This window comes from candidate division WOR-3 bacterium (assembly GCA_029858255.1).
GTDB lineage: Bacteria > Hydrothermota > Tepidihabitantia > SM23-42 > SM23-42 > SM23-42.
Genome location: JAOUFJ010000032.1, coordinates 1 through 22153 on the forward strand (window position 1 = coordinate 1; position 22153 = coordinate 22153).

The window sequence follows — 22153 nt, forward strand, 5'->3', positions numbered from 1 at the left end:
CGCACACCCGAACCAGAGGCGCCGATCGATGTCTTTGCCACAACAGGTAACGTGCACTGTGCAGTGAAGCGAAGTGCTTCGTTTCTGTCATAGAATATCCACGTACGCGGATGGGGTATCGAATTTGCCTCCAACCAGTACGCGAGCATCTGCTTATTCTCATAGATCAACAATTCTCCATATGACGGGTATATGCTCTTTTTCAAGACCTTGTTTACTACGAACAATCTCTCATCGTATATCCGTTTATGGATATCCACCGATGCAGGTGGCCGGGCAAGATAACAATCATAATCTTCACTGTGCACTATCTCCAGCCAATCACTCGCGAATAAATCAATAACCCGGTATTCAATGTCATGTTTACTGCTTTCACACGCGCGCACCCATTCCTGAAAGTTCCCCCCTGAACCGTCCTTCAAAATACCCAGCAAATAGGTCATATTCAACCCGCCCGCAGACAAATAAAGCCCTTGATTTGATCGCGTGTCACTGTAGACTCCTGTACAGTCGTTGGAGATCGTCCGTCCTTCGCGATACAGAGAATCTACCCTCTATCAAACGGTGGGCGGCCATTCCCATCTTTCTTCTGAAACCTTCGTGTTCACGCAGATAGATAATCCTTTCCATCAGCGTGTCTATGTCGTTATTCGGGATCGTGTATCCATTAACGCCATTCACGATGATCTCCGAATTACCTCCAACATCGAATGCGATCAACGGAACACTTGCCGCACCGGCTTCAAGAAGTGCTAATGAGAAACCTTCTATTTTTGAAGGCAGGACAAAAACATCGAATGTTCTGTAATACTGACTCACTTCAAGTACAAAACCCGGCATATGGAAGAATTCCTCCAGTCCCCGCCCTGAGATTTCCCTCTCAAGCCTGCGCCTCAGATCGCCATCACCGAGCAGGACGATCTTGAAATCTTTGATCCTGTCTTTCAACCGCTCCGCGATATTCAGAAAAAGCTCAAGTCTCTTAACGGCGTTGAACCTGCCGGCATAACCGATTATGAACTTACCATCATGAAGCTCCCCAAGTGATTCTGAAGAGAGATCGCCTTTTGAATTTTCTTCCACGGAATTATAGATCACCACCATTTTGTCCGGATCCAACTTCTCCTGTTTCCTCCTCACCCGGTAGTTCTCTTGGCAGGAAGTTACCACCTTGTCGGCGAGCATTGAAATCAGACGCATGGTCACAACATGATACCATTTTCTCCACAAACCCAGGCCGTGTTCGTTAAAGACCACCCTGTGACGGGTGAGTTTTCCGGGGATGATCGAAACCCGCTCCGCCCAGAACATGTGACTGTGGATGATGTCATATCTATTGGAAAGGAGATGCATAAACAGCAGCAACGCCGCAACGATCACATTCTTGCTACCTATTCTGTATAGCTTCACTTCCGGCGACAACCGTCGTGCCAGATCCCCTATCATATGGCAACCCAACGTAACATCATTCCCTTCTGCAGCCAGCGAATTTGCGTCGGCAACGGCCTGCTTTTCTGCTCCGCCGTAGCACAGTGTATTGACGACAATCAGTATCCTCATTGTCCCCCGCCTGCCGTCCGCCCGAACAAAACCCTTGAAAAAATCAGCGTGCAACGTCGAAGAAGGAACGCTACAAAACCGCAAAGCACAATTGGTTTGTTAAAGTGCATCAATAGATAATACGCATAGCCGTGAGGGTTTCTTTCATGCACGATTTCTCTCCAGTGGCGCACCAGAACATACAGAGCAACCACAAAAGGAAGGGCCAGGAGCAGCAAGGATCGTCCTGTCATTACCAGAATAATAATCAACGCCATGAAAATAATACCCTGTACGAAGAGACTGCGGGCACGCCTCGTCAGATCTGCGTAAGATCGCCCCTGGGGCATCGTCATTATCATTCCATAGGATAATCCCATGCGGTATGATCGCTTGAGAAGATCATAGAGCTTGTCGATTCCGTAATTGTGCACGGCCATCAAATTGTCGCTCTTGTATATCCGGTATCCTTGTTCACGGATGCGGTATCCAATTTCAGTTTCCTGCCCTTTTAGTATCAAAGGGTTATAGCCGCCGACCGTCTGCAGTACACTCTTCCTGAACGTGCCGCCGCCGCCCGGTGCTTCGACAAAACCCGTTTTGCGCGATGCCCACGGGTAATTCAACACCCTCGAAAGAAAACTCTTTTCACTCCTGCGTTCCTGAACATCTCCGATGACGCAGGCTATTTTCTCATTATCAAGGAGTCGCACTGCCTCCCTGAGATACCCGCTGTCTATCGTCATATCACCATCGACGAAGTGAATTATATCATACCTTGCTTCTCTAATGCCACGGTTCCGGGCCAATCCAGGAGACGGGAATTGACCGTGTTCTTCTACTGCGGCAATATTCAGTTGCCGGGCGATCTCCACACTCCGGTCACTCGATCCCGTATCAACGTAGATCACTTCGATCCTTTCAGCAGGATAGTCCATTTCACGAACCGAACGTATGCAATCGCTCAAATTCTGTTCCTCATCCTTGCCGATGATCACTACCGAAACAAAAGGAAGCTGTTCCATATCATTCACCAACCTGGAATCTGTCCTGCCAGATTACCCCGTTCAAGATCCGCCACACGATAGGTCTGTAAGAATCGTCATCACCGATCGCGGCCAAGATGTTTTCCTTCAATCCGTGCATATCATAAATGCTGCTTGCACGAGGCAGCCGGTCGATAATATCTTCAACAAAACGGGTTGCGCCGTTCAGAAGTTCCCGGTCAGGCATCTCGAAACCACGCTTGTCCGTGCGCAATCGTATTTTTTCAGGAATGATGCCTTTCATGGCTTCGCGGTACGCATACTTGGTGTAGCCGTTTCTCAATATCATGTTGGCCGGCAATTCGAACAGGTATTCCACCAGACGGTGATCCAAAAAGGGAACCCTGGCTTCGACCGAGAACGCCATCGAGTTCCTGTCCACCTGTCTCAATATACCAGGCAGATTTGTGAACCTTGTGAGTTCGTAGCTCTCCTTCTTAATCCATGACGAGAATTTGCGTGATTTGGGATAGAAATCCCGGTTCAGCAGTGGCGAGTTGCGGATATTCTCCCTTACAAAATCCGGATTGAGCCAACCCTTCACGTTCCTGAATACTGCGGGTCGGAAATCAACCGGCAGGACCCTGCGTGCGACACGCTTGCCTATGCTGCGCGCCACCTTGCTCAGCAGGAACGTTCGTCCTGTTCCGTACAGAGCAGAATTTTCGCCTAATTGAGTCAGAAACTCGCCGATCTTTCCGGAAACGGCCAGCTCGCCCAGTAGGTCAATATGGGGACCAATATAGTAACCACCCAGCAGCTCATCTGAACCCTGACCGTCGAGTATCACCGTGGCCCCGTTCTTCTTCGCCAGTTTATAAACGCTCCAGCCGCCGAATATACTGGCTGTCAACAGAGGTTCATCGTGGTGCCAGATGAAATCCTCCAGTTCCCTTTCAATATCGATGGGAACCGGGAATTCGAAAAAAGGTTCGACGCGGGATTTGTTTATCAGGATCTTTGCATAATGCGTCTCATCAACCCGCGGATCAATGGACCCGATCACGAAGACCTTGTGCCTGCGGACACTTCCCCCGGTTTGATTTATCCTGTCGACGATGCCGACAATTCCCGAAGAATCGAGACCTCCGGACAGACATGTTCCCAGTTCTACATCGGAACGCAAACGGATGCGGATGCTGTCCTCTAACAGGTCACGTATATCCCCGTATACTTTACGCTCATCCACGGCACCGTTGGAAACAAACACAGGCAGATCCCACCATGAACTCCGATTGAGAAACAGATCATCCCTTCTGGACAGATCGACCTCGAGGAATTCTCCCGGCAGCATCTTGTAAATGCCCTCGAAAAAAGTCTCTCTGGTTTCATTACCATAGGATCCGAGCGCGAGGAAATCAAAATACACCGAAGTATTGATACCGACATCAGAGGGCAGCAAGGAAATTATTTGCTTCACCTCTGAGCCGAAAATGAAATGCTCACTGTCAGAAAAATAGTAGAATGGTTTGATGCCCAGGCGGTCACGAGCACAAAATAGTTTCTTGAGGTTTCTGTCCAGAATACAGAAAGCCCACATACCGTTGAATTTTTCGAGGCAATCACTACCCCACTCAATGTATGACTTGAGTACTACCTCCGTGTCGGTGGCTGACGTAAAAGAATATCCGCGTCCCTCCAGTTCCTGACGGATCTCAATGTAGTTATATACTTCACCATTGTAAGCTATCCAGTACCGATAAGCGCCTTCGTGCATGGGTTGATGTCCGTTCGCCGATAGATCAAGAATAGACAGCCGGCGAAAGCCGACCGCGCCCATGACCGGTTCGTGCCGTCTCAGATCCATCAGATTCTCGTCTTTCCATTCTCGCACTTTCAGCTCGCTGTCCATCGTAACGTATCCGTAATCATCCGGGCCGCGGTATTTGACCATGTTATTCGCCGCGGCAAATTGTGCCGGTTCAAAATCATTCCTTACCGATAGATAGCCAACTATGCCGCACATATATCTGTCCCCTGCCGTCCGACTCCGGGAAAAGCACAATTTCTGTTATGTTCAATCATTGTTGTTGCCAAGTTCGCCTTTGACATACACACCAATTTTTTTCAGGTTGAACAACATCTTAAGTGAATTCAGGTCACCTTTTTCGATCCAGCCCATTATCAGAAGAGCACCGTATGTCACGATGAAATACCCCGGTAAGAAGATTATCTTGAAAGTCGCTCCATACATTGTGCTCAGATAGCCGTACAGGTAAGCGAATCCGATATAGTTGACGATCCCAAAAACAACATATTTTAAGTTGCTGTGCAGGCTCAATAATGGGCACTTTCGCTTCGCGTAAATCCGGTAAAGTACACCGGCGAACACACTGCTAAAGAGAAGCGTGAACGCTCCACCAGTGATCCCGAGATCGAACAGCAACGGATTCGGGAGCACACAGATAAGCACCATGAAAACAGCAAGATGTACCATGCTCAGGATTGCGAACAACCGGAAGAATCCCATGCCCGTTATCACGTTGCCATACGGTATGTTCAACACCATCAAAAACATGGCGATATTGATGATCGCCATGAGCGGAATAGAGGGAAGGTACTGACTGCCCAAAACCAATTTTACGATAACATCCGCATACAGCGAGAGAAATATCACCAGGGGCATTACAAAAATGAGAGTGAATCTCTCGAATCTATCGATCGTTGAATTTATATATCCAAGGTTACCCTCAGAGGTTGCTTTCGAAAATAGTGGAAGAAAAAGCATGCCCACGCTCGTTGCCATCATGAAAACGACGCTGCCGATCCGGTAGCTCGCCGTGTAGTATCCCAATTGTTCGGAATTGGTGAAGTGCTGGAGCATCACCTTGTCCACGTTATGCATGACTTTCGTTGCTATCCCGATGAACAATACCGGCACCGAAATACGCAGATAATCCATTGCCAGTTTTTTATCAAACTTCGCTCTGGGGCAACCCCTGAAAAGATACAAGATAACGGGGATCACCAGTATTGTCGCAATCAGATTCCCGAAGGCCAGTGCTACAGCTCGGTAACCCAGCAGCACGAGAGTGACCCGCAGCACCTGGTAAATAAAAGTCCTGATGAACTCCGGGATACTCTGCTTGGCCTGCTCGGTCTTGGCCGCGAAGGTTGTCCCCGGGATCAAGAGCAGCTGGTTGATCGTAATGGCCACGAGGAAGAGTATTATGACGTACTCGTGCGCCGTGCTCTCAAATGCAATATTGAGAACGTACCTCTGAACGAGCAAAATAACGACAACCACGATGAAGAAAACGAATGTATTAACGGTTTTCAGAACCGCGAACGTCGATATACACGAACCCACGTCCCTGCCTTCAGAAATTAATTTGACATGAGCCGGCCCTATCCCAAGGTCGGCGATGAATTCAAATGTCGATACGAACGCAAGACCGAAGGCTACCGTACCCAGCACGGTCGGGCCTGCGATACGCGCCACCACGATACTGGCAAAGATCTGTACGATCTGCACCACTACTGTTGTGCCATAGCCCAGGATCAGCTTCTGCGCCAGCATATCTCTAATTCCCCAGACCGGTATTTTCCGACAGGCATGCTACCGGTATGCTGGATAGTAAAGTAATGAATAGTATCATAAAGAGCTAACTCGCATCCTTCGGGCGAAAAGGACTGACAGTGGAAATGAAACGGTGCGGATGTGTTAAGTAATACAGTGATTTGTCGATCACCTGATATATATTGTTAATTCTGTATTGATAAATAGGATGGATCTCGGCGCCGAATTTCAGCTTGAACCGTGTGACCCCTTGAAGTGAATGGAGGGGTGTAATAAGGAAATCAAAATATCTATAGCCTTTGTCCTTTGCCCATCTCATGATCTCCCAGACGAGCAGATCGTTCGGCCTGCTGTTACGGTGCTCGTAGGAAGAAGCATTGCCCCAGTAATAGACCGTGTCCTGATGCGTTAATATTATCGCAACGGCGATCGGGATGTCTCCCTGCACGGCCGAGTATATGTGTGAAAATGAAAATCCGGCAACATGCCTGTAATAATCCAGGGGCAGCGCCTCCTTCCCGCCGAACGCCAGTGTCTGTTTCAAATATTCGTGAAAAAATCCAAGATGCTTAACATTCCCGGGAATGACGCTGACACCACACTTGTTGGCTTTGTTGATGTTGCACCTGACGTTCTTATACGGCAGGGCATTCCACAATTCATCAACACTGGGGGTCAGGTCGAAGATCGGAGTGTTGCAGATGTGCGTGAGATTCGTCTCCTTACAGCGTTCAACCGGGAATCTCGGTGGCAAGGTCACGATCAATGATTTGGCTGGCTTCAGGCCGCCGGCAACATATCGTTCAAGGATACCGTCATTCGAGGGATCGTTTCTCCGCAACAGCGGTCCGCCGTAGACCAGGTCATATTCCATGGAGAAAGAGTGCATTTCCGGGAAGATCATGCCCCGTTTGAATATCAAGGGCATGGCAAATGCGATAGAATCATCAGGCCCATAATCAAACAGACAATAGACCTCTTTACTCAATATCCTCTCGATCCCGAGCAGCCATTCTATCTTGTGGAAGGGTGTCGAATACGCACATTCGTCAACGAATGCGCTAACATCCCGCTGTTCCGCCGGTGTCATTTCGGTTATTCGTTTGAGCGTCATACGAAGTGCCTCAAGGTAAGACGTTTGTTATGCCACCCCCAGCTGAGACCCGATATCAATCCCTGCCATTTTGCGATCACATGACTGAACCGCCCGCGCTTAAGGTAGACAAGTGAGCTTCTGACAATATCGTACCGCAAATGGAACCAGAAATACTTTTTGAAGAAATGAGCAGGTTTGTGAAGTAGAATGACGAGCATTGGATTGCGCGCGTCATAGTACGCTTTGAGCGGTGAATCCTTGCCAAGAGTGACGCTGACCCTGTGCCACAACCTGGCGTGCGGCGTGTAGACGATCTTGTACCCGTACTCTTTTGCCCTTGCCTGCCAGTCAGTCTCTTCTGATTGAAGGAAAAAGAGTGAATTGTAGCCGCCAGTGGCATTATACATGGACCTGCGCACGAGAGTGTACACGTCGTCCGCAAAAACCCTCTCGCACACTTCATCGTATTGCCCCGTGTCAATTTCATTCCTGCCGATATGATCACCGCGCCACCGCACCGGATCAGGCTGCATGCCCACTGTCTGCAATACATTAGGATGGTCGAAAAAATATACCTTGCCGGTTACAAACCCTATCATCTCATCCGACTCCGCGATCTTCACGTACTCTGATATCGCCAACCTGTCGATGACCGTATCGTTATTCATGACCAGACAATAATCCGATCCTCTCAAGTCAAAGGCGTGCTTCAGTCCGGCATTGAAACCGTCCGCGTATCCGAGATTCTTTCCATTCTCGATGATCTCGATATGTGGACCGAATCTATCTTTCAAAAAGGCCGCGCTGCCGTCGGTCGAACCGTTGTCAATGACCACTATTCTGAAGTTCGCGTAGTCGGACTTCAACACCGATTCCACACAATCGACGGTCAGTGATTTACCGTTCCAATTCAGGATCAGAACGTAAACCAGCGGAGGTTTCGCGGATTTTGAAATCTTTCTCATGCCCGCCCGAAGTCCCGCACCTTTTCTATTATGTAGTCCTGCTCGCTTTCGGTCAGATCGGGAAAGAGTGGAAGGGTAACAAGCTGAAGCCAGACTCTCTCAGCCACCGGAAGTTTTCTGTAGAAAGGCTTGTACATACCGTACAGGTGGTTGGGAATGTAATGCACACCGGCAGATATGTCATTAGCCGCGAGGTATTCGATCAGAGCATCCCGGCGGCCGTCCAGAACCTTGACCACGTAGTTATGGTTCGCACTCCTCGCGTATTCTTTTTCGACCGGTGTCCTTAACCAACCAACATCCTTGAATGCCTCGTTGTATTTGTCGACGATCTGCTTGCGGCGAGCGTTTGCCCGGTCAAGCTTCTCCAGCTGGACAATCCCGATAGCGGCGAGGATATCATTAAGGTGGTATTTGTAGCCGATCTCTTCTACGTCATATTCCCACTTGTATGCTTTATCCTTTGAACGATCCCACGTCCCGCGGCTGATACCAAGCCAGTACAATCTTCTGATCCTATCGGCGATCTCATTATCGTGCACAGTGATCATACCACCATCTCCCATAGCGAGATTCTTCACCGCGTGAAAACTGAAACATGTTGCATCGCCTATCGATCCGATCTTTTTGTTCTTATACTCACCGCCGCAGGCATGGGCCGCGTCCTCTACGACCTTGACGCCCCTGCTACCGGCGATCTCCAGGATCGGGTCCATGTCACATGCATGACCGCCGTAATGGACCAGCAGTATTGCTCTCGTGTTCCGGCTGATGAGTCTCTCTATCTCATCGACCCTCATGTTCAGGGTATCTTCTTCCACATCCGCAAATACAGGGACCGCGTCATTGTAGAGTATCGCGTGGTTCGTCGAAATGAAACTCATCGGTGATGTAATGACCTCGCCTCCTTCTACGTTCATGACTTTTAGTGCCAGGTGAAGCGCAGCTGTGCACGAGTTGAGCGCGACCGCACATTCGACCCCTGCATAGTCGGCAAAACGCTCCTCAAATTCCTTCGTCTTCGGACCGAGACCGATCCATCCTGATCGCAATACACCTTCAACTGCTTTTACTTCCTCATCTCCCATTGAAGGCCTGAATACGGGTATCATAATCCATTCCTTTCACCAATACGTTTCTTTGTAATCATGTAGTACTCTCCCTTCTCAAAGACTCATTCGCCCGGATAACCGAATATTCGCTCATGGCAATGATGATGGCCATGAAAAACACCTTGTTGAAATACATTGTGAAGAAATCCCAAGTGCTTAGATAGCCAATGAGGATACTGACCCAAACCACAATCATCATCTTAAGCCTTGACCGGTATGCAGCACCATTTCCCAGACGTTTCAGAGGCGATGCCAAAAGCGAGATCATCCTGCAGAAGAAACCAAGGAACAAGGTGAATCCGATCATACCAAACATGAGTATTGTGTTCAGAAAACCAAAATCATCGTCGTAATGTTCCATGGTTATGACCGAAAATCCAAAACCCACAAGCGGACTCTGTTTGATCGTATTGACGATTATGGGCAGCTGAACGACGATCCTGTTCATTGCCGTCTGTGCAGCGAAGAAGTCGCCTCTCGCGAGGTCAAAAACCTGCCTCATGCGCGCCCAGGAACTATTCACAAGAAGTTCGTGAGATACCACGCCGGAATATATTATGCCGCCCGCGATAAGCAGCAGAACAGAAATGATCCCCGCGGTGGAAGAAATTTTCTTCTTCGAGGCGATCACGTATCCGAAAAACACGATGGAGAATATTATGAACCATACGCGGGTCGCCGACAGGAATACGGTCAGGAAGGAAGTAACGACTATCATATACAAAAATATTTTTGGTATCTTATGATCTTCCCCAAGCAGTAACAGCAATGCTGATATAAAACAGTAAAAAACAAGCAGTATCCCTCCCATCACAGGTCGTAGATCTCCAGTAACCGTATTCAAAGTGACGCCGCGGAAGCCAGGATCGAACAGGTTTATGAACTCGGTGCCGCTCAAGATGTAATATATCTGGGTGAACAATATGAAGAAAACAACCGGGAAAACGAGGACAGTGAAGTGACGAATCTCATGTTTCTCCTTGACCAGAAAAAGAAATGAAATGATCAAGCTATAGTAGAAAACCCAGCGCAAATTCCACGCGAGGATATCGATGTCGGTTCCGAATAACAAACCGGTAATCACAACGCAAATCACCGCATACACCAGGACCGCTGCCATGACCTTTGCCATGCCCAATCTTACCTTACGCCCGGTGAACATAGCCTTGGCAAGCGCAAGAAGCACGAACAAATCGATGGGCGTGAATGTCATGCCGGAAATAGGTGTGTACATGGGAAGTCGATACTGTGACAGGCCAGAATAATCGGCCCATAGATAACCCGGACCTTGGACCAGGATGAAGAAATAGGCAAACCAGAAATAATTCTTCCTCGCGAAAAGAAAAACGACTGACAGCAATAGGAAGAAAACCCTGGAGATATCAGTCGAAGCCATGTATACAACGTAGAAAGACGCGAATAGCAGGCTCACCATCAACAGCAGTTCCCTGAAAACATGTGTGTTACGCTGCACAGAAGCCTCTACGGAAGCGGAAGCTTCTGATCTCCATGGTAATGAAATATCTGAAAACATGTTCAATATCCTGACAGGCTGTTGTGTATTATCGCCGGATTGAGGTCGCTCAACCTCAGTCGGTGTTACTTTGAACTACCGCTTCGTGGCTTTTGAGGAAGTGACGCCCGCATTTCACACATCTGGTCCTGCCGTTCTTAAAGGCCAGCCTGTTACCGCACTCACATACCCAGCCTATTGTCCTGGCCGGAACTCCGGCAACGATCGCGTAGTCGGGAACATCATGTTTGACTACTGCGCCGGCACCGACGAAAGAACAGCGGCCGATCGTAACGCCGCAGACGATCGTGGAATTGGCGCCGATCGATGCACCCTCTTTGACAAGGGTCGGAACCCACTGGCCAAATTGCGGGTATTGCTTTTTAGGGTACTTGGCACGCGGGGTGAGATCATTAGTGAACACGGCTGACGGACCGACGAACACGTAGTCTTCAAGCGTCACCAGATCCCAGACATCGATATTGGATTCAAGCTTTACACCATTACCAAGACATGCTTTCGAACCGACAATACAATTATGACCGATGACGCAGTCATCCCCAATATGAGCCCCGGCTTGAACCTGGGAATTATTCCATATCTTCGTACCTCTCCCGATCCTTGCGCCGTCGGCAACGGTAGCAGTCGAATGCACATATACGTCTTCGCGCAGCGATCTGGCACTCTTTTGTCTGTCACTGTCGAACGTAACCTTGAGGCCGTTGTTGTTCAGTGAATTCTGCGCGCTAAAGAGTATCTTCAGAACGTTCAATCCCTCTTTGCCGTCAGTATACGGACTCCATCCGTTCTCGATGCATTCGATAAAGTGCTTGCACTCGACCCTCAGAGGTTCATCCATGTCGACCCGAACGACCTCCGCATCCGCCTTGCGCACTATCGGAGTGCGGTTCTGCCACTCGATCTTGTGCGGGTATAGGAAGAGTTTTTCAGTCGTCAAATCGTCAAAAACAGCCATCTTGCGGTCACCGACAACCACCAGTTTCTGCTCCTTGTACGGGTGCAACCACGAAACAAAGATATGGCACTGGACGCCGCTCGGAAAATCCATCGTCGTAAGCGTGACATCCGCTATCCCTTTCTGAACGTATGTGCCGCCTATCGCCGAAAGCGAACTCGGCTGTTCATTGAGCAGATATAGAATCACCGAGATATCATGGGGCGCAAAGCTCCACAGTATGTTCTCCACGTCCCGTATCTTACCCATGTTCAGCCGGTTCGAATATATGTACTGGATCTTGCCCAGTTCGCCGGTATCGACCAGTTCTTTGAGTTTGTTGAGTGCCGGATGGTAGCGCAAGACATGCCCGACCATTATCACGCGCTCGTTTGCTTCTGCCAGTTGAATGAGTTCTTGGGCTTCCTCGACTTTCAACGCGAGAGGCTTTTCGACAAAAAGATGCCGGCGCGCAGCGAGCACCTTCTTCGACAGTTCATAATGACTCCTTGCTGGCGTTGCTACGACAACACCGTTGATCTCCGGATCGCTGAGAACCTCATCGATCGAGTCGGTGCAATTCAGATTGGGGTAATTGACCCTGCACGACCTTACTTTGCTTGCCTCAGTATCACAAACAGCCCTCAAAACACCAAGTTGGGCAAAATTACGGACTAGATTCTTTCCCCAGGCGCCAGCGCCAATTACCCCGATCCTTGCCGGTTTATTGCGCACGGCAACTTTGGCCTGCAGGCCCCTGTCCTGTACAATACGTTCCATATGCTCCGCCATTAAGACACCTCCTATGTATCTTAATTCTATTTTATGTCTGCTAATACATCTTACTACCTTACCGTACAACTCCAAACATGATTTCTACAGCTCTTTATAAGTTCTGCGCGATCAACCTCATTTATTATAGAACTGCCTAACACATTTGATAACATAGTCTATTTCTTCTTCGGTAAGATCCTGCTGAATAGGTAATGAAAGGACCTCATCGGCGGCCTTTTCTGCCACCGGGAAGTCACCTTCTCTATAGCCCAGATAACGAAATGCCGGTTGCAGGTGTAAAGGAACCGGGTAATGTATCGCAGTCGCTATGCCCTGCTCGTTAAGGAACTTACCCAAATCATCGCGCCGGGCGGCTCTTATCGTATACTGGTGGTACACCGACTCGTTATCCTCGTTGATATAAGGGGTGGCTACTACATCCCTGAGAGCATCATCATATTTCTTTGCTATCTGCCGCCGTCTTTCGTTCAGGGCATTGAGCTGCTTGAGTTTTATCCTGAGAAAAGCCGCCTGCATTGCGTCAAGGCGGTCATTGTAGCCAAGAAAATCATGGTGATACTTCTTGTATGCGCCGTGAACACGGTATGCCCTGATCATGCTGTCAAGCTTCTCATCGTTGGTCAGGATCATGCCCGCGTCTCCCAGCGCGTTAAGGTTCTTCGTTACATAAAAACTAATGCAAGCAGTGTCGCCGAGGTTGCCGACCATCTGTCCTTTGTATTTCGCGCCGATGGCCTGCGCCATATCTTCGATGACCTTAAGGCCGTGGTCGTGTGCGACACGCATCAGCGCCGTCATGTCCGCGGCCTGACCGTAGAGATGGACAGGAATGATCGCCCTGGTGCGCCCTGAGATGTGCTCTTTGATCTTACCGACATCGATATTGAACGTCTTTCGGTCGATATCGCAAAACACCGGCTTGGCACCGATTATCGCAATAACCTCTGCCGTAGCAACGAACGTAAACGGCGTGGTTATCACCTCATCGCCCGGCCCTATTCCCAGAGCTCTCAACGACAGAAGCAGGGCATTGGTGCAGTTGGACACACCAATGGCATGCTTTGTTTTTGTGTACGTGGCCATCTCATCTTCAAACTTCTTCACTTCATCACTTAGAATGAACTTGTTGCTATCCAAAACCCTCTCAAATGCCTGCATCAAATCCTTTTTTATCGGTTTGTGTTGCCGTTCAAGATCTATGAATGGCACCTTCATGAACCTCCCTTCGACTCACTGTTGCGCAAACATAATGAAAACCCATCGACTATCATAAACCATCCGGGGCTCCGCCGCACCGGATTTGAAAAACGGATAGAATGCATCATCTTCACCGTAAAATTATCATGCATGTTCTTTCCGGTAGTATTTAGAATAATACTTATAGTACTGGTCATAGTAGTAGCTGCCGCGCCTTCTCGGAACACCGTTCACAACAGCACCCAGAACATCTGATTTTGCGTTAAGGAGAATATCATAAGAAACCTCGAGCGATTTCGTTGTCGTTCTGCCATACCTTGCGGTGAGTATTACACCATCAGCAAACGTGGCTAGATAGGTAGCATCCGCAAACAGAAGCAGTGGAACGCCATCGATGATCAGGTAATCATACTCATTTCTCAGGTTGCCGAGCAGCTTCTTCATACCCTCGGATTCCAGAAATACAAACGGGTTGGGCGGCACCTTGCCCATGGGCAACAGGTCTACCCGACCTTTGCCTTTGGTCTTTGACTTATCCCTATCGCCTGGATGAAGGGGCAGGACGACGTCCTGTGGTTCAACCGAACCCATCAGTATATCAAATAACCCGAGTTCCTTTTTCAACCTGGTCACTTCGGTAAGATGGCCCGTTTTTTTTCTAAAATCGGTATCGACCATCAGCACGCTCTTTCCCATGCTTGCAATAACATTCCCTAGATTGAGGGCAATGAAAGTCTTGCCCTCTTCGGGTCCTGGCGACGTAACGTATAAGACCCGGTACCTTTTGTAAGGATGAATAAGGTCAAGCCCTACCGCCAATTTCCTGAACGCTTCGAATTCCGGCGACAGCAATTCTGTATTCACCAGCCTGAGTGGCTCACGCGGAGGTTTTGGCTTTTCAGTCTTCGTTATCTTGCGGTACAAATACATCACCCCTATTTCTGTGAGAATACTCTCTATCTCGCTCACCGGAGGTTCATCTTCGAGCAAAGGTATCGTCTCAAGCAAAGATATCTGGAGCTTTTTCGCTATTTTCTCCGGATCCCTTATAGTATTATCCACATAATCAGCGACAAAGATTGCGGCAGTACCTGCGAGAGATGCAACGACAAATGCCAGGATCAAACCCCGGAGAATACCTCTTGAATTGACCGGCGAGTCAGCCAAGATCGGAGGATTGATTATCTTCAGATCAGAGGTCACACCCGCCTCCTGAACCCTCGTTTCTTCAAGCTTCTCCGCGAAAAAGGTGTAGAGTTTCTCAGCCGTTTCCCGGTCGCGTTCCAGCCTCGCCAGGCTCAATTCTTCAAGCGGCACGTTGTCAAGTTTCAATTGAAGGGTGGCAATCTGACCGTTGTAGGAAGCGATCTCAGTCCTGACCGAAGACATTCTCTTCAAAACTTCCTCATTAAGTTGCTCTTTAAGACCACCCAATCTCGCACGTACTTCCATGACTTTTGGATGATTCGATGAATATTCCCTCAACCTACCCCTCAACTCTGCTTCCGCCTGCAGTAGTTCAGAATAGAACTCCCGCAGCATTTCGGAAGAGAGCATCGTGATCGCAAAATTAGGCACTGAATCACCTACTGACTCTGGCTTTGCCAGATAGGCAATTAGATCACCCATAACATTCTGCTCGATCATTAGCTGGTTCTTCCTGGTTTCGAGTTCTGAAACTTGAGATATTAAAGCCTGCGTTGAGGCTTTCAGATCAGAAATGTTCTGCCGCTCCTTGAATGTTCTAACATCCTCCTCCAACTTGTTCAGACTGGATTGATATAAGGTCAATTGAGAATCGAGAAAAGCCTTCGATTGTGTGAACTGCTGAGATTTCTCGCCCCTGTCCTCCATCAGCAATTGGTATGAGAGGGTGTTGGCAATCCTCAACGCATCATGCGGATTCCCCCAGTGAACCGCGATTCTCAATATGCCGATCAAATTCATACCCGGGAATAGAGACTTTGCCACAACCAGGTGGTCAAAAGCACCTTCGCCCGAAAAAGGTATCTCGGTATCTTCGAATTCCCGTTCGATCTTGTCTGCTTCAAGCACGCGCATCGAAAGAGAGTTCCTCAAGGCCAGTGACATATTCTGCTTTGGATAGAGCGTGAGCATGCAGTTCTTTGCAGCGGTTTTCATACCCGCGTTCATGAATCTCACATTGCACACACCGATATCGATATACTCATCGAGCGGTCCCTCAGCGATTTTCGTGCCGTTCTTGTATACCGAAACCAGACCGTATATACTGTCGACAGTCGGCTTGCCATCCTTGTATATTTGAACCGGAACATTGTCGATCTTGATCTTGAAAGGTCCTACAGGTTCAGTTAATCGCTGTTTTAGAATAGCATCCACCATGAGATCAGATTCGCCATCGTTGATATAAGCGAACAGGGAAAGGTCATTGACTACTTTCTCGGCAAGGTTGACGCTCAGGAGACTGGCGATCGCCCGCTGGGTAACCGTTCCGATCTGCGTGGTCGGAAGATCAGCAACTCTTGCGCCGGAGAAAAACGATTCGAGCGGACCGTCTCTGACGATACCTACGTCAAAAGTGGCCCGATAAACTGGTCGATAAGGCCTTACTAATTGACTTACCGCCAGCCATAAGAACACTGGAATAGAAATGTATATGAATAGACGCTTGCGTCTGAAGAATTTGCTGATTATCTCATGAAAATCAAAAGGTTTTTCATCAACCCCATTTTCGACGCGCGCAGCATTCCGCTGCGTGTTGAATCTTGCACTCATATAACGACGCATACCACCCCTTTTTAGACCAAAGTCCATTCCCCCGGACCGAATTCTGGTCGACTATGACACCTCGTGCAATGCGATGCGGCTTTTACAAGTCAGCAAAGGCGACAGCTCACATCAGGACGACTATACTTAATTCTCAATACATTATAATTAAAAACAGTTCCTTGTCAACCCCTAAAATGACTTTGAAACTTAAGTCATCAATGTTCAGCAGGACATTACTGACATTCACTCACCTGAGCATGGCCGCTTCTTGATATCGCTCCGAAGCACATCTTGCTTACTGCTATTTGCATAAATTGTTAGAGGCTTTTCGACGAGACTTAACACTCTAAACTAGAGGTCAAGAAGTTAAGAAGCTAAGAGGGTAAGAACGCTCCACGCTTCGCGCCTAACGCGGAACGCCCCCGGTCATTGCGAGGAACGAAGCAATCTCAATCGGCCAACGAAATTAGCGAAAATAACGATATTAACGGTATTAACGAAAATAGCGAAATCAACAGTCTTAGCGAACCTTAGGATCTGTATAACAGAACTCAAGTGGTTCAGTATGGGTTGTAATATGATGCCTGGTTTCTGTAATATATATAGGAAGGAATATCTTGTTTTCTCACTGTTGTCTACTCGGTCTTTTCATACGTGGTTGATCATACTGAGAGTGAAAGACGTATGTAGCATAGATCATGGAGGTAATATACAGTAGTATGGACGATACACTGAGAGTATTCAAAGCCGTAGCCAATGAGAAGCGACTGGACATGATCAGATTGCTTGCAGAAAAAGGAAAATTGAGCCTACGTGAGGTCGCTTTTCTGATGGATATTCCGGAAGCGACTGCCTGTCGGAATCTCAAGATACTCGAGTGTGCCGGGATCGTAAAGAGCACGATCATCCGTGCCATCGCACAATACTGGCTGGATAGTGATATGAGCGAACTGCCTAACGGGATGGTGGTCGGCATCGTGTTGAACGGACGGACTGACGGAAATTAAGAGGCTATGAACTTCGGAGGTTGAGAACTTGCGAAGCTCTGATGCTAAGAGAATCAGAAGTAGAGAACATGGAAAGCCAGGAAGTTCAGAACATCGGAGGGTGAGAACTCATGGAACGAAGAAGATGGGTACTTCAGGACCTGCAAACACATAGGTTTCGGGACTTTGTCTAAACTGGGCGGAAATAAGATTCTACATTTCAGACAAATGGATGTGTACAAGAAGGCATATGCTGCTGCAATGGAAATCTTTGAGATCACGAAGGCTTTTCCAGCTGAGGAAAGATATTCCTTGGTTGATCAAATACGACGATCTTCAAGATCAGTATGCTCTAACCTTGCAGAAGCGTGGCGCAAGCGAAAGTATATCGCCGTATTCAAGCACAAGATAACTGATTCTATGCAAGAGGCTTCAGAGACACAGTGCTGGCTCGAATTTTCTTACAGTTGCTCCTATGTTGACAATACAACATTTGTAAGACTAGACAGCGAGTACGAGAAGATATTGATGATGCTCAACTCGATTGAGAAGAAGGCGGTCAAATTCTGCTATTGATTGCAATCGCATGAACATCACCTCAACTTCCGAATTTCAGATCTTCCAAGCCTCGGTCATTCCGAGCCTCTCAATTTCTAATCTTCCTATCTTCAGTAGTTCCAAGTCTGTTCTGCTGGTATCCTGCTCAACTAGGTCTCCGTAGCGTCTCGGCGACTCTCCGGTTCTCCCTTTCCCCGTTTCTCCAGCGCAGCATGTCTTCAGCCGAAGGCGTGCCTTCAGCGGCAGCGTGTCTTCAATATCGTGCCGCGCGAAGCGCTCAAACCGACCGAAGGTCTTCTACCCTACGCCTTTGTGTTTTATGGAATGCTGCACTCCTCCATTCGCCCAGTTCTCCTTCGGTACTTCGCGGATGATGATGTGAACCGCCTCCTTGGGACAATCGACGACTTCAACAACAGTGTCGGTAACCCTGGATATCAAGAGCTCCTTCTTTTTTGGGTCAAACCCCGCCCATAGGTTGATCTCTAACAATGGCATATTCTCTCCTTTCCTTCCTGTTATCTTAACATAACACGACACTCTCTGTCAACGCTCCGTTTCACCAAGGCGTCCCCCCCGCTTCTTAGCTCCAGCAAAGCGTGTCCCCAGGAGCGAAGCGACGTATCTCCTGCGAAGCATGAATACAGCCGAAGGCGTGTCTTCAGTGAAACGTGACTTCAGCGGAAGCATGTCTTCAATCCGCGCAGCGGGTGTTTCTTCAGCTGGCGTGTCTTCAGCATAGCGTGTCTCCGACTGTTTTTATGGGTGGGATTATCTGTCTATGTGAATTCTGGAAGGAGATCTTCTACAAAACCAGCGCTTCAGGTTGTTCATTTACGATACCGGCGCGTATCGATCCAGCGCCTGTTGCATAAGTAATGGGTGGTTGAAGCGTATCTACGGATTCACTTCTTCGCAAAACCGACTGAAACAAATTATTCTCTTCTCAACTACTTATTTTCTCGTTGTATCAAGGTTCTTTCTTGTGAAGCTAGCGACCTAAAGTGCTGTACAATACCTTGGCTATGCGCACGGCAGCCCTGCCGTCCCAGTATTTGGGAATCCGCTTGCGCCTCTTCCCTTTCTTCAATTGTCGCATGGCACCTTTGACGATCTGCTCCGGGTCGTTACCGACCAGAATATTCGTACCTTGTTTGATCGTTATCGGTCTCTCCGTGTTACTGCGCAGGGTGAGACATGGAATGCCTAAGATTGTGGATTCTTCCTGAATGCCGCCGGAATCGGTAAGCACCAGTGAAGCATTCTGCATCAATCCGAGGAATTCCAAATAGCCGAGAGGTTCCACCATCAGAATTCCCTTTCTCTGTACACTATCATAAACATGCTTCTGAATATTGCCGTACTGCTTAGCGGTACGGGGATGAACTGGAAATACGATCGGCAAATTTTGTGACACCTGGCTCACAGCATCCATAACACGTCGCAGCACGGCTATGTCATCGACATTGGACGGTCGGTGCAAGGTCATTACTCCATAATTCGTATTGTCCAAGCCTAATTTCTGCCACGACCTTGTTGCCCTTGCGGATGTGAGGTGCCTTTTCAGACTATCAATCATGGTATTGCCGACAAAAAAGATCTTCTTTCGTGAGATACCCTCCCGTGACAGATTCTTATCTGCATCCAGACATGTCGTGAACAGGTAGTCTGATATCTGGTCGGTCAGCAGACGATTTATTTCCTCGGGCATGGTGCGGTCGAAACTACGAAGCCCGGCCTCAACATGCGCCACCGGTATGCAGATTTTTGCCGCGACAAGAGCACAGGCAATGGTCGAGTTGACATCGCCGACGACGATAACCAGATCAGGGATGTCTTTTATGCAGACCCTTTCAAACCTTTCCATGATCTTGCCGGTCTGGACCGCGTGGGTACCAGAACCGACGCCAAGGTGAATATCTGGTTTGGGTAACTTAAGGTCATCAAAGAATACCTTGGACATCTCAGCATCATAATGCTGACCAGTGTGAACAAGAATAGGTTGAAACCGGCGGTGTTTTTTCAACGCTTCATACACGGGCGCAACTTTCATGAAGTTTGGCCTCGCGCCACCGACAAGTAGTATCTTCTTCTTTTTCATGATCTTATCCTATGATTATATCCGTAAACACTTCAACCACAAGCACATTATCACAAAACCGACTGAAGCACTTTCTTTACTTTTTGATTTCTACTTCTTTACAGTTCTTTACGTTACTTATCTTCTTGATTTCTAGACGTCTAATTTTCTGCTTTGTGAAGCTTCCTAACTTCTTGGTTTCTTTAGTTCTAAGGTTCCCAACTTCCCAATTTCCTAACCTCTCAACTTCTGGCATTTGTTGAAATGTACCATTCTATTGTCTTTCTTAGTCCGGTTTCAAAATCCGTCTTTGCCTCAAACCCGAATTCCTGATACGCCTTTGACGTATCCAGCATGCGGCGTGGTTGTCCGTCGGGTTTTGATTTATCCCATTTTATCTCGCCATTGAATTTCATCAAATGTGCGATGAGCCCGACCAGATCCTTTATAGAGATCTCAAAACCAGCGCCGATGTTGACCGGTTCTGGTTTGTTGTATTTTTCAGTCGCAAGGACAATAGCCTCAGCGCAATCCTCGACATAAAGGAATTCTCTTGTCGCCTTGCCTGTCCCCCATACGATGACGGAGTCATCGTTTCTCCGTGGCTCCTTTTCTCCGGTGCTCCGTTTCAGCCGTCGCAAGACGGCACTTTTACCGCCCATTGCATCGGTGAATTTCTTTATCAACGCAGGAATGACATGCGAAGATGCCGGATGAAAGTTGTCACCAGGTCCATAGAGATTAACCGGCATCAGGAAAATCGAATTGAATCCGTACTGCTGGCGGTAGGCTATTGATTGAACGAGAAGCATCTTCTTTGCGAGACCGTACGGTGCGTTTGTCTCCTCGGGATAACCATTCCATAGATTTTCTTCTTTGAACGGCACAGGCGTGAATTTTGGATAACAGCAAATGGTACCGAGAGCAACGAATTTCTCTATTTTGTTTCTATATGCCTGATCCAAAAGGAAAACACCCATTGTTAGGTTATCATAGAAAAACTCACCAGGATGGTCACGGTTAGCACCGATCCCGCCCACTCGTGCCGCAAGGTGAATCACAATATCCGGTTTAGTATCGACGTACATCCTCAGGACGTCATTTATATCCCGCAAATCGTATACATCGATATCCGCAACAAACAGATTCTCGTAACCATGTTGCTTGAAGGCATTCACCAAATGACCACCAAGAAACCCCCTGCCACCGGTAATACAGATACGTTTGTCTTTCATAAGGTTCTCCTACAGTAGATCAAGATCAGCGCCAGAATCGCTGGATAAACAAGCGAATGAGAAACTCGGGCAGTAGCGACATTCGATAGAGTGTCTTCTTCGGCTGCTGAGGTAAGCGGTACAGCCACTCCAGGTAGTGCTTTTGCATCCAATTAGGGGCTTCCTTGAGATTGCCTGCGATATAATCAAACGCCGCACCAACACCAAGTTGAACAGCCTTGATCCTCCCTTTGTGGACCGCCATCCACTTCTCCTGCTTTGGCGCCCCAAGCGATACAAAAAGAACATCTGGATCCGCATCGTTAATCATTCTGATCACTTCCTCATCCTCTTCCTTATTCAACTCTCTAAACGGCGGTGAATACATACCGGCAATGTTAATTCCAGGATACTCTGCCTTCAGTGCCTCACGCAATCTGCCAAGCGTTTCATCGGTGTTACCATACAGATAAATTTTGAGATTATTCTTTGCAGCATGTTCACACAGTCTTATCACTAAATCGGCACCACGTACCCTGCCTTTGAACATATGGCTCAAGTATTTCAGAGCACCTGCAGTCCCCATGCCGTCAGGGAAAACACCTGCAGCATTATTGAGTGCTTCCTTGAGTTCGGCATCCTTATGGCTCTCCATCACCACATGAATATTGGCAAAACAGAAATAGCTGCCGTCCTTGTGTGGGAGATGAGCAACAACACGCTGAAGCGCATCAATGATAGCCACAGGCAGAAAACTCACCCCCTGAAGAATCGTATGACCATCGTCCGCTCCGGCAATCTGCGTTCTTGAACCGTATTCGTTAGG

18 protein-coding genes are annotated in these 22153 nt (G+C 48.2%); 2 read left to right on the forward strand and 16 right to left on the reverse strand.

Annotation, left to right across the window (positions count from 1 at the left end):
- The 12 genes from OEV79_10715 to OEV79_10770 form a co-directional block, all read right to left on the reverse strand.
- Positions 1–443: hypothetical protein (locus OEV79_10715; protein MDH4211904.1), on the reverse strand; the 443-nt coding region annotated here is incomplete at its 3' end.
- Positions 444–489: 46 nt separating this feature from the next.
- The gene (locus tag OEV79_10720) at positions 490–1560 is read right to left on the reverse strand and encodes a glycosyltransferase (protein MDH4211905.1); all 1071 of its coding nucleotides are present in this window, start codon (positions 1558–1560) and stop codon (positions 490–492) included.
- On the reverse strand, positions 1557–2564 hold the full coding sequence (locus OEV79_10725; GenBank protein ID MDH4211906.1) for a glycosyltransferase: 1008 nt from the start codon (positions 2562–2564) through the stop codon (positions 1557–1559). Before OEV79_10725 ends, OEV79_10720 begins: the two co-directional genes overlap by 4 nt.
- A gap of 1 nt (position 2565) precedes the next feature.
- On the reverse strand, positions 2566–4551 hold the full coding sequence (asnB, locus tag OEV79_10730; protein MDH4211907.1) for an asparagine synthase (glutamine-hydrolyzing): 1986 nt from the start codon (positions 4549–4551) through the stop codon (positions 2566–2568).
- Positions 4552–4602: 51 nt separating this feature from the next.
- Positions 4603–6105, reverse strand: a complete 1503-nt coding sequence (locus OEV79_10735; GenBank protein ID MDH4211908.1) for an oligosaccharide flippase family protein — start codon at positions 6103–6105, stop codon at positions 4603–4605.
- A gap of 85 nt (positions 6106–6190) precedes the next feature.
- The gene (locus OEV79_10740; GenBank protein ID MDH4211909.1) at positions 6191–7219 is read right to left on the reverse strand and encodes a GNAT family N-acetyltransferase; all 1029 of its coding nucleotides are present in this window, start codon (positions 7217–7219) and stop codon (positions 6191–6193) included.
- On the reverse strand, positions 7216–8166 hold the full coding sequence (locus OEV79_10745; protein MDH4211910.1) for a glycosyltransferase family 2 protein: 951 nt from the start codon (positions 8164–8166) through the stop codon (positions 7216–7218). Before OEV79_10745 ends, OEV79_10740 begins: the two co-directional genes overlap by 4 nt.
- Positions 8163–9278 (reverse strand): DegT/DnrJ/EryC1/StrS family aminotransferase, encoded by a 1116-nt coding sequence (locus OEV79_10750; protein MDH4211911.1) that lies wholly within the window; start codon positions 9276–9278, stop codon positions 8163–8165. Before OEV79_10750 ends, OEV79_10745 begins: the two co-directional genes overlap by 4 nt.
- 34 nt (positions 9279–9312) lie before the next feature.
- Positions 9313–10752 carry a hypothetical protein gene (locus OEV79_10755; GenBank protein MDH4211912.1) on the reverse strand — a complete coding sequence of 480 codons (1440 nt, stop codon included), beginning with the start codon at positions 10750–10752 and terminating at the stop codon, positions 9313–9315.
- Positions 10753–10867: 115 nt separating this feature from the next.
- Entirely contained in the window at positions 10868–12538 is a 1671-nt protein-coding gene (locus tag OEV79_10760; protein ID MDH4211913.1) for a Gfo/Idh/MocA family oxidoreductase, read from the reverse strand.
- Positions 12539–12655: 117 nt separating this feature from the next.
- Entirely contained in the window at positions 12656–13756 is a 1101-nt protein-coding gene (locus OEV79_10765) for a DegT/DnrJ/EryC1/StrS family aminotransferase (GenBank protein ID MDH4211914.1), read from the reverse strand.
- Between the two features lie 126 nt (positions 13757–13882).
- A complete protein-coding gene (locus OEV79_10770; protein ID MDH4211915.1) occupies positions 13883–16495 on the reverse strand; it encodes an AAA family ATPase in 2613 nt (870 codons plus the stop codon).
- A gap of 713 nt (positions 16496–17208) precedes the next feature.
- Here OEV79_10770 and OEV79_10775 point away from each other — a divergent pair.
- Positions 17209–17496 carry a helix-turn-helix domain-containing protein gene (locus tag OEV79_10775; GenBank protein MDH4211916.1) on the forward strand — a complete coding sequence of 96 codons (288 nt, stop codon included), beginning with the start codon at positions 17209–17211 and terminating at the stop codon, positions 17494–17496.
- A gap of 207 nt (positions 17497–17703) precedes the next feature.
- On the forward strand, positions 17704–18051 hold the full coding sequence (locus OEV79_10780; protein MDH4211917.1) for a four helix bundle protein: 348 nt from the start codon (positions 17704–17706) through the stop codon (positions 18049–18051).
- Positions 18052–18330: 279 nt separating this feature from the next.
- Here the strand turns inward: OEV79_10780 and OEV79_10785 are convergent, their stop codons facing one another.
- The 4 genes from OEV79_10785 to OEV79_10800 all read right to left on the reverse strand — a co-directional run.
- Positions 18331–18531 (reverse strand): tautomerase family protein, encoded by a 201-nt coding sequence (locus tag OEV79_10785; GenBank protein ID MDH4211918.1) that lies wholly within the window; start codon positions 18529–18531, stop codon positions 18331–18333.
- A gap of 493 nt (positions 18532–19024) precedes the next feature.
- Positions 19025–20134 carry a UDP-N-acetylglucosamine 2-epimerase (non-hydrolyzing) gene (gene wecB, locus OEV79_10790; GenBank protein MDH4211919.1) on the reverse strand — a complete coding sequence of 370 codons (1110 nt, stop codon included), beginning with the start codon at positions 20132–20134 and terminating at the stop codon, positions 19025–19027.
- A 221-nt stretch (positions 20135–20355) separates the two neighbouring features.
- Positions 20356–21348 carry a GDP-L-fucose synthase gene (locus OEV79_10795; protein MDH4211920.1) on the reverse strand — a complete coding sequence of 331 codons (993 nt, stop codon included), beginning with the start codon at positions 21346–21348 and terminating at the stop codon, positions 20356–20358.
- A 25-nt stretch (positions 21349–21373) separates the two neighbouring features.
- A partial coding sequence (locus tag OEV79_10800; GenBank protein MDH4211921.1) for a WecB/TagA/CpsF family glycosyltransferase occupies positions 21374–22153 on the reverse strand: 780 nt, incomplete at its 5' end.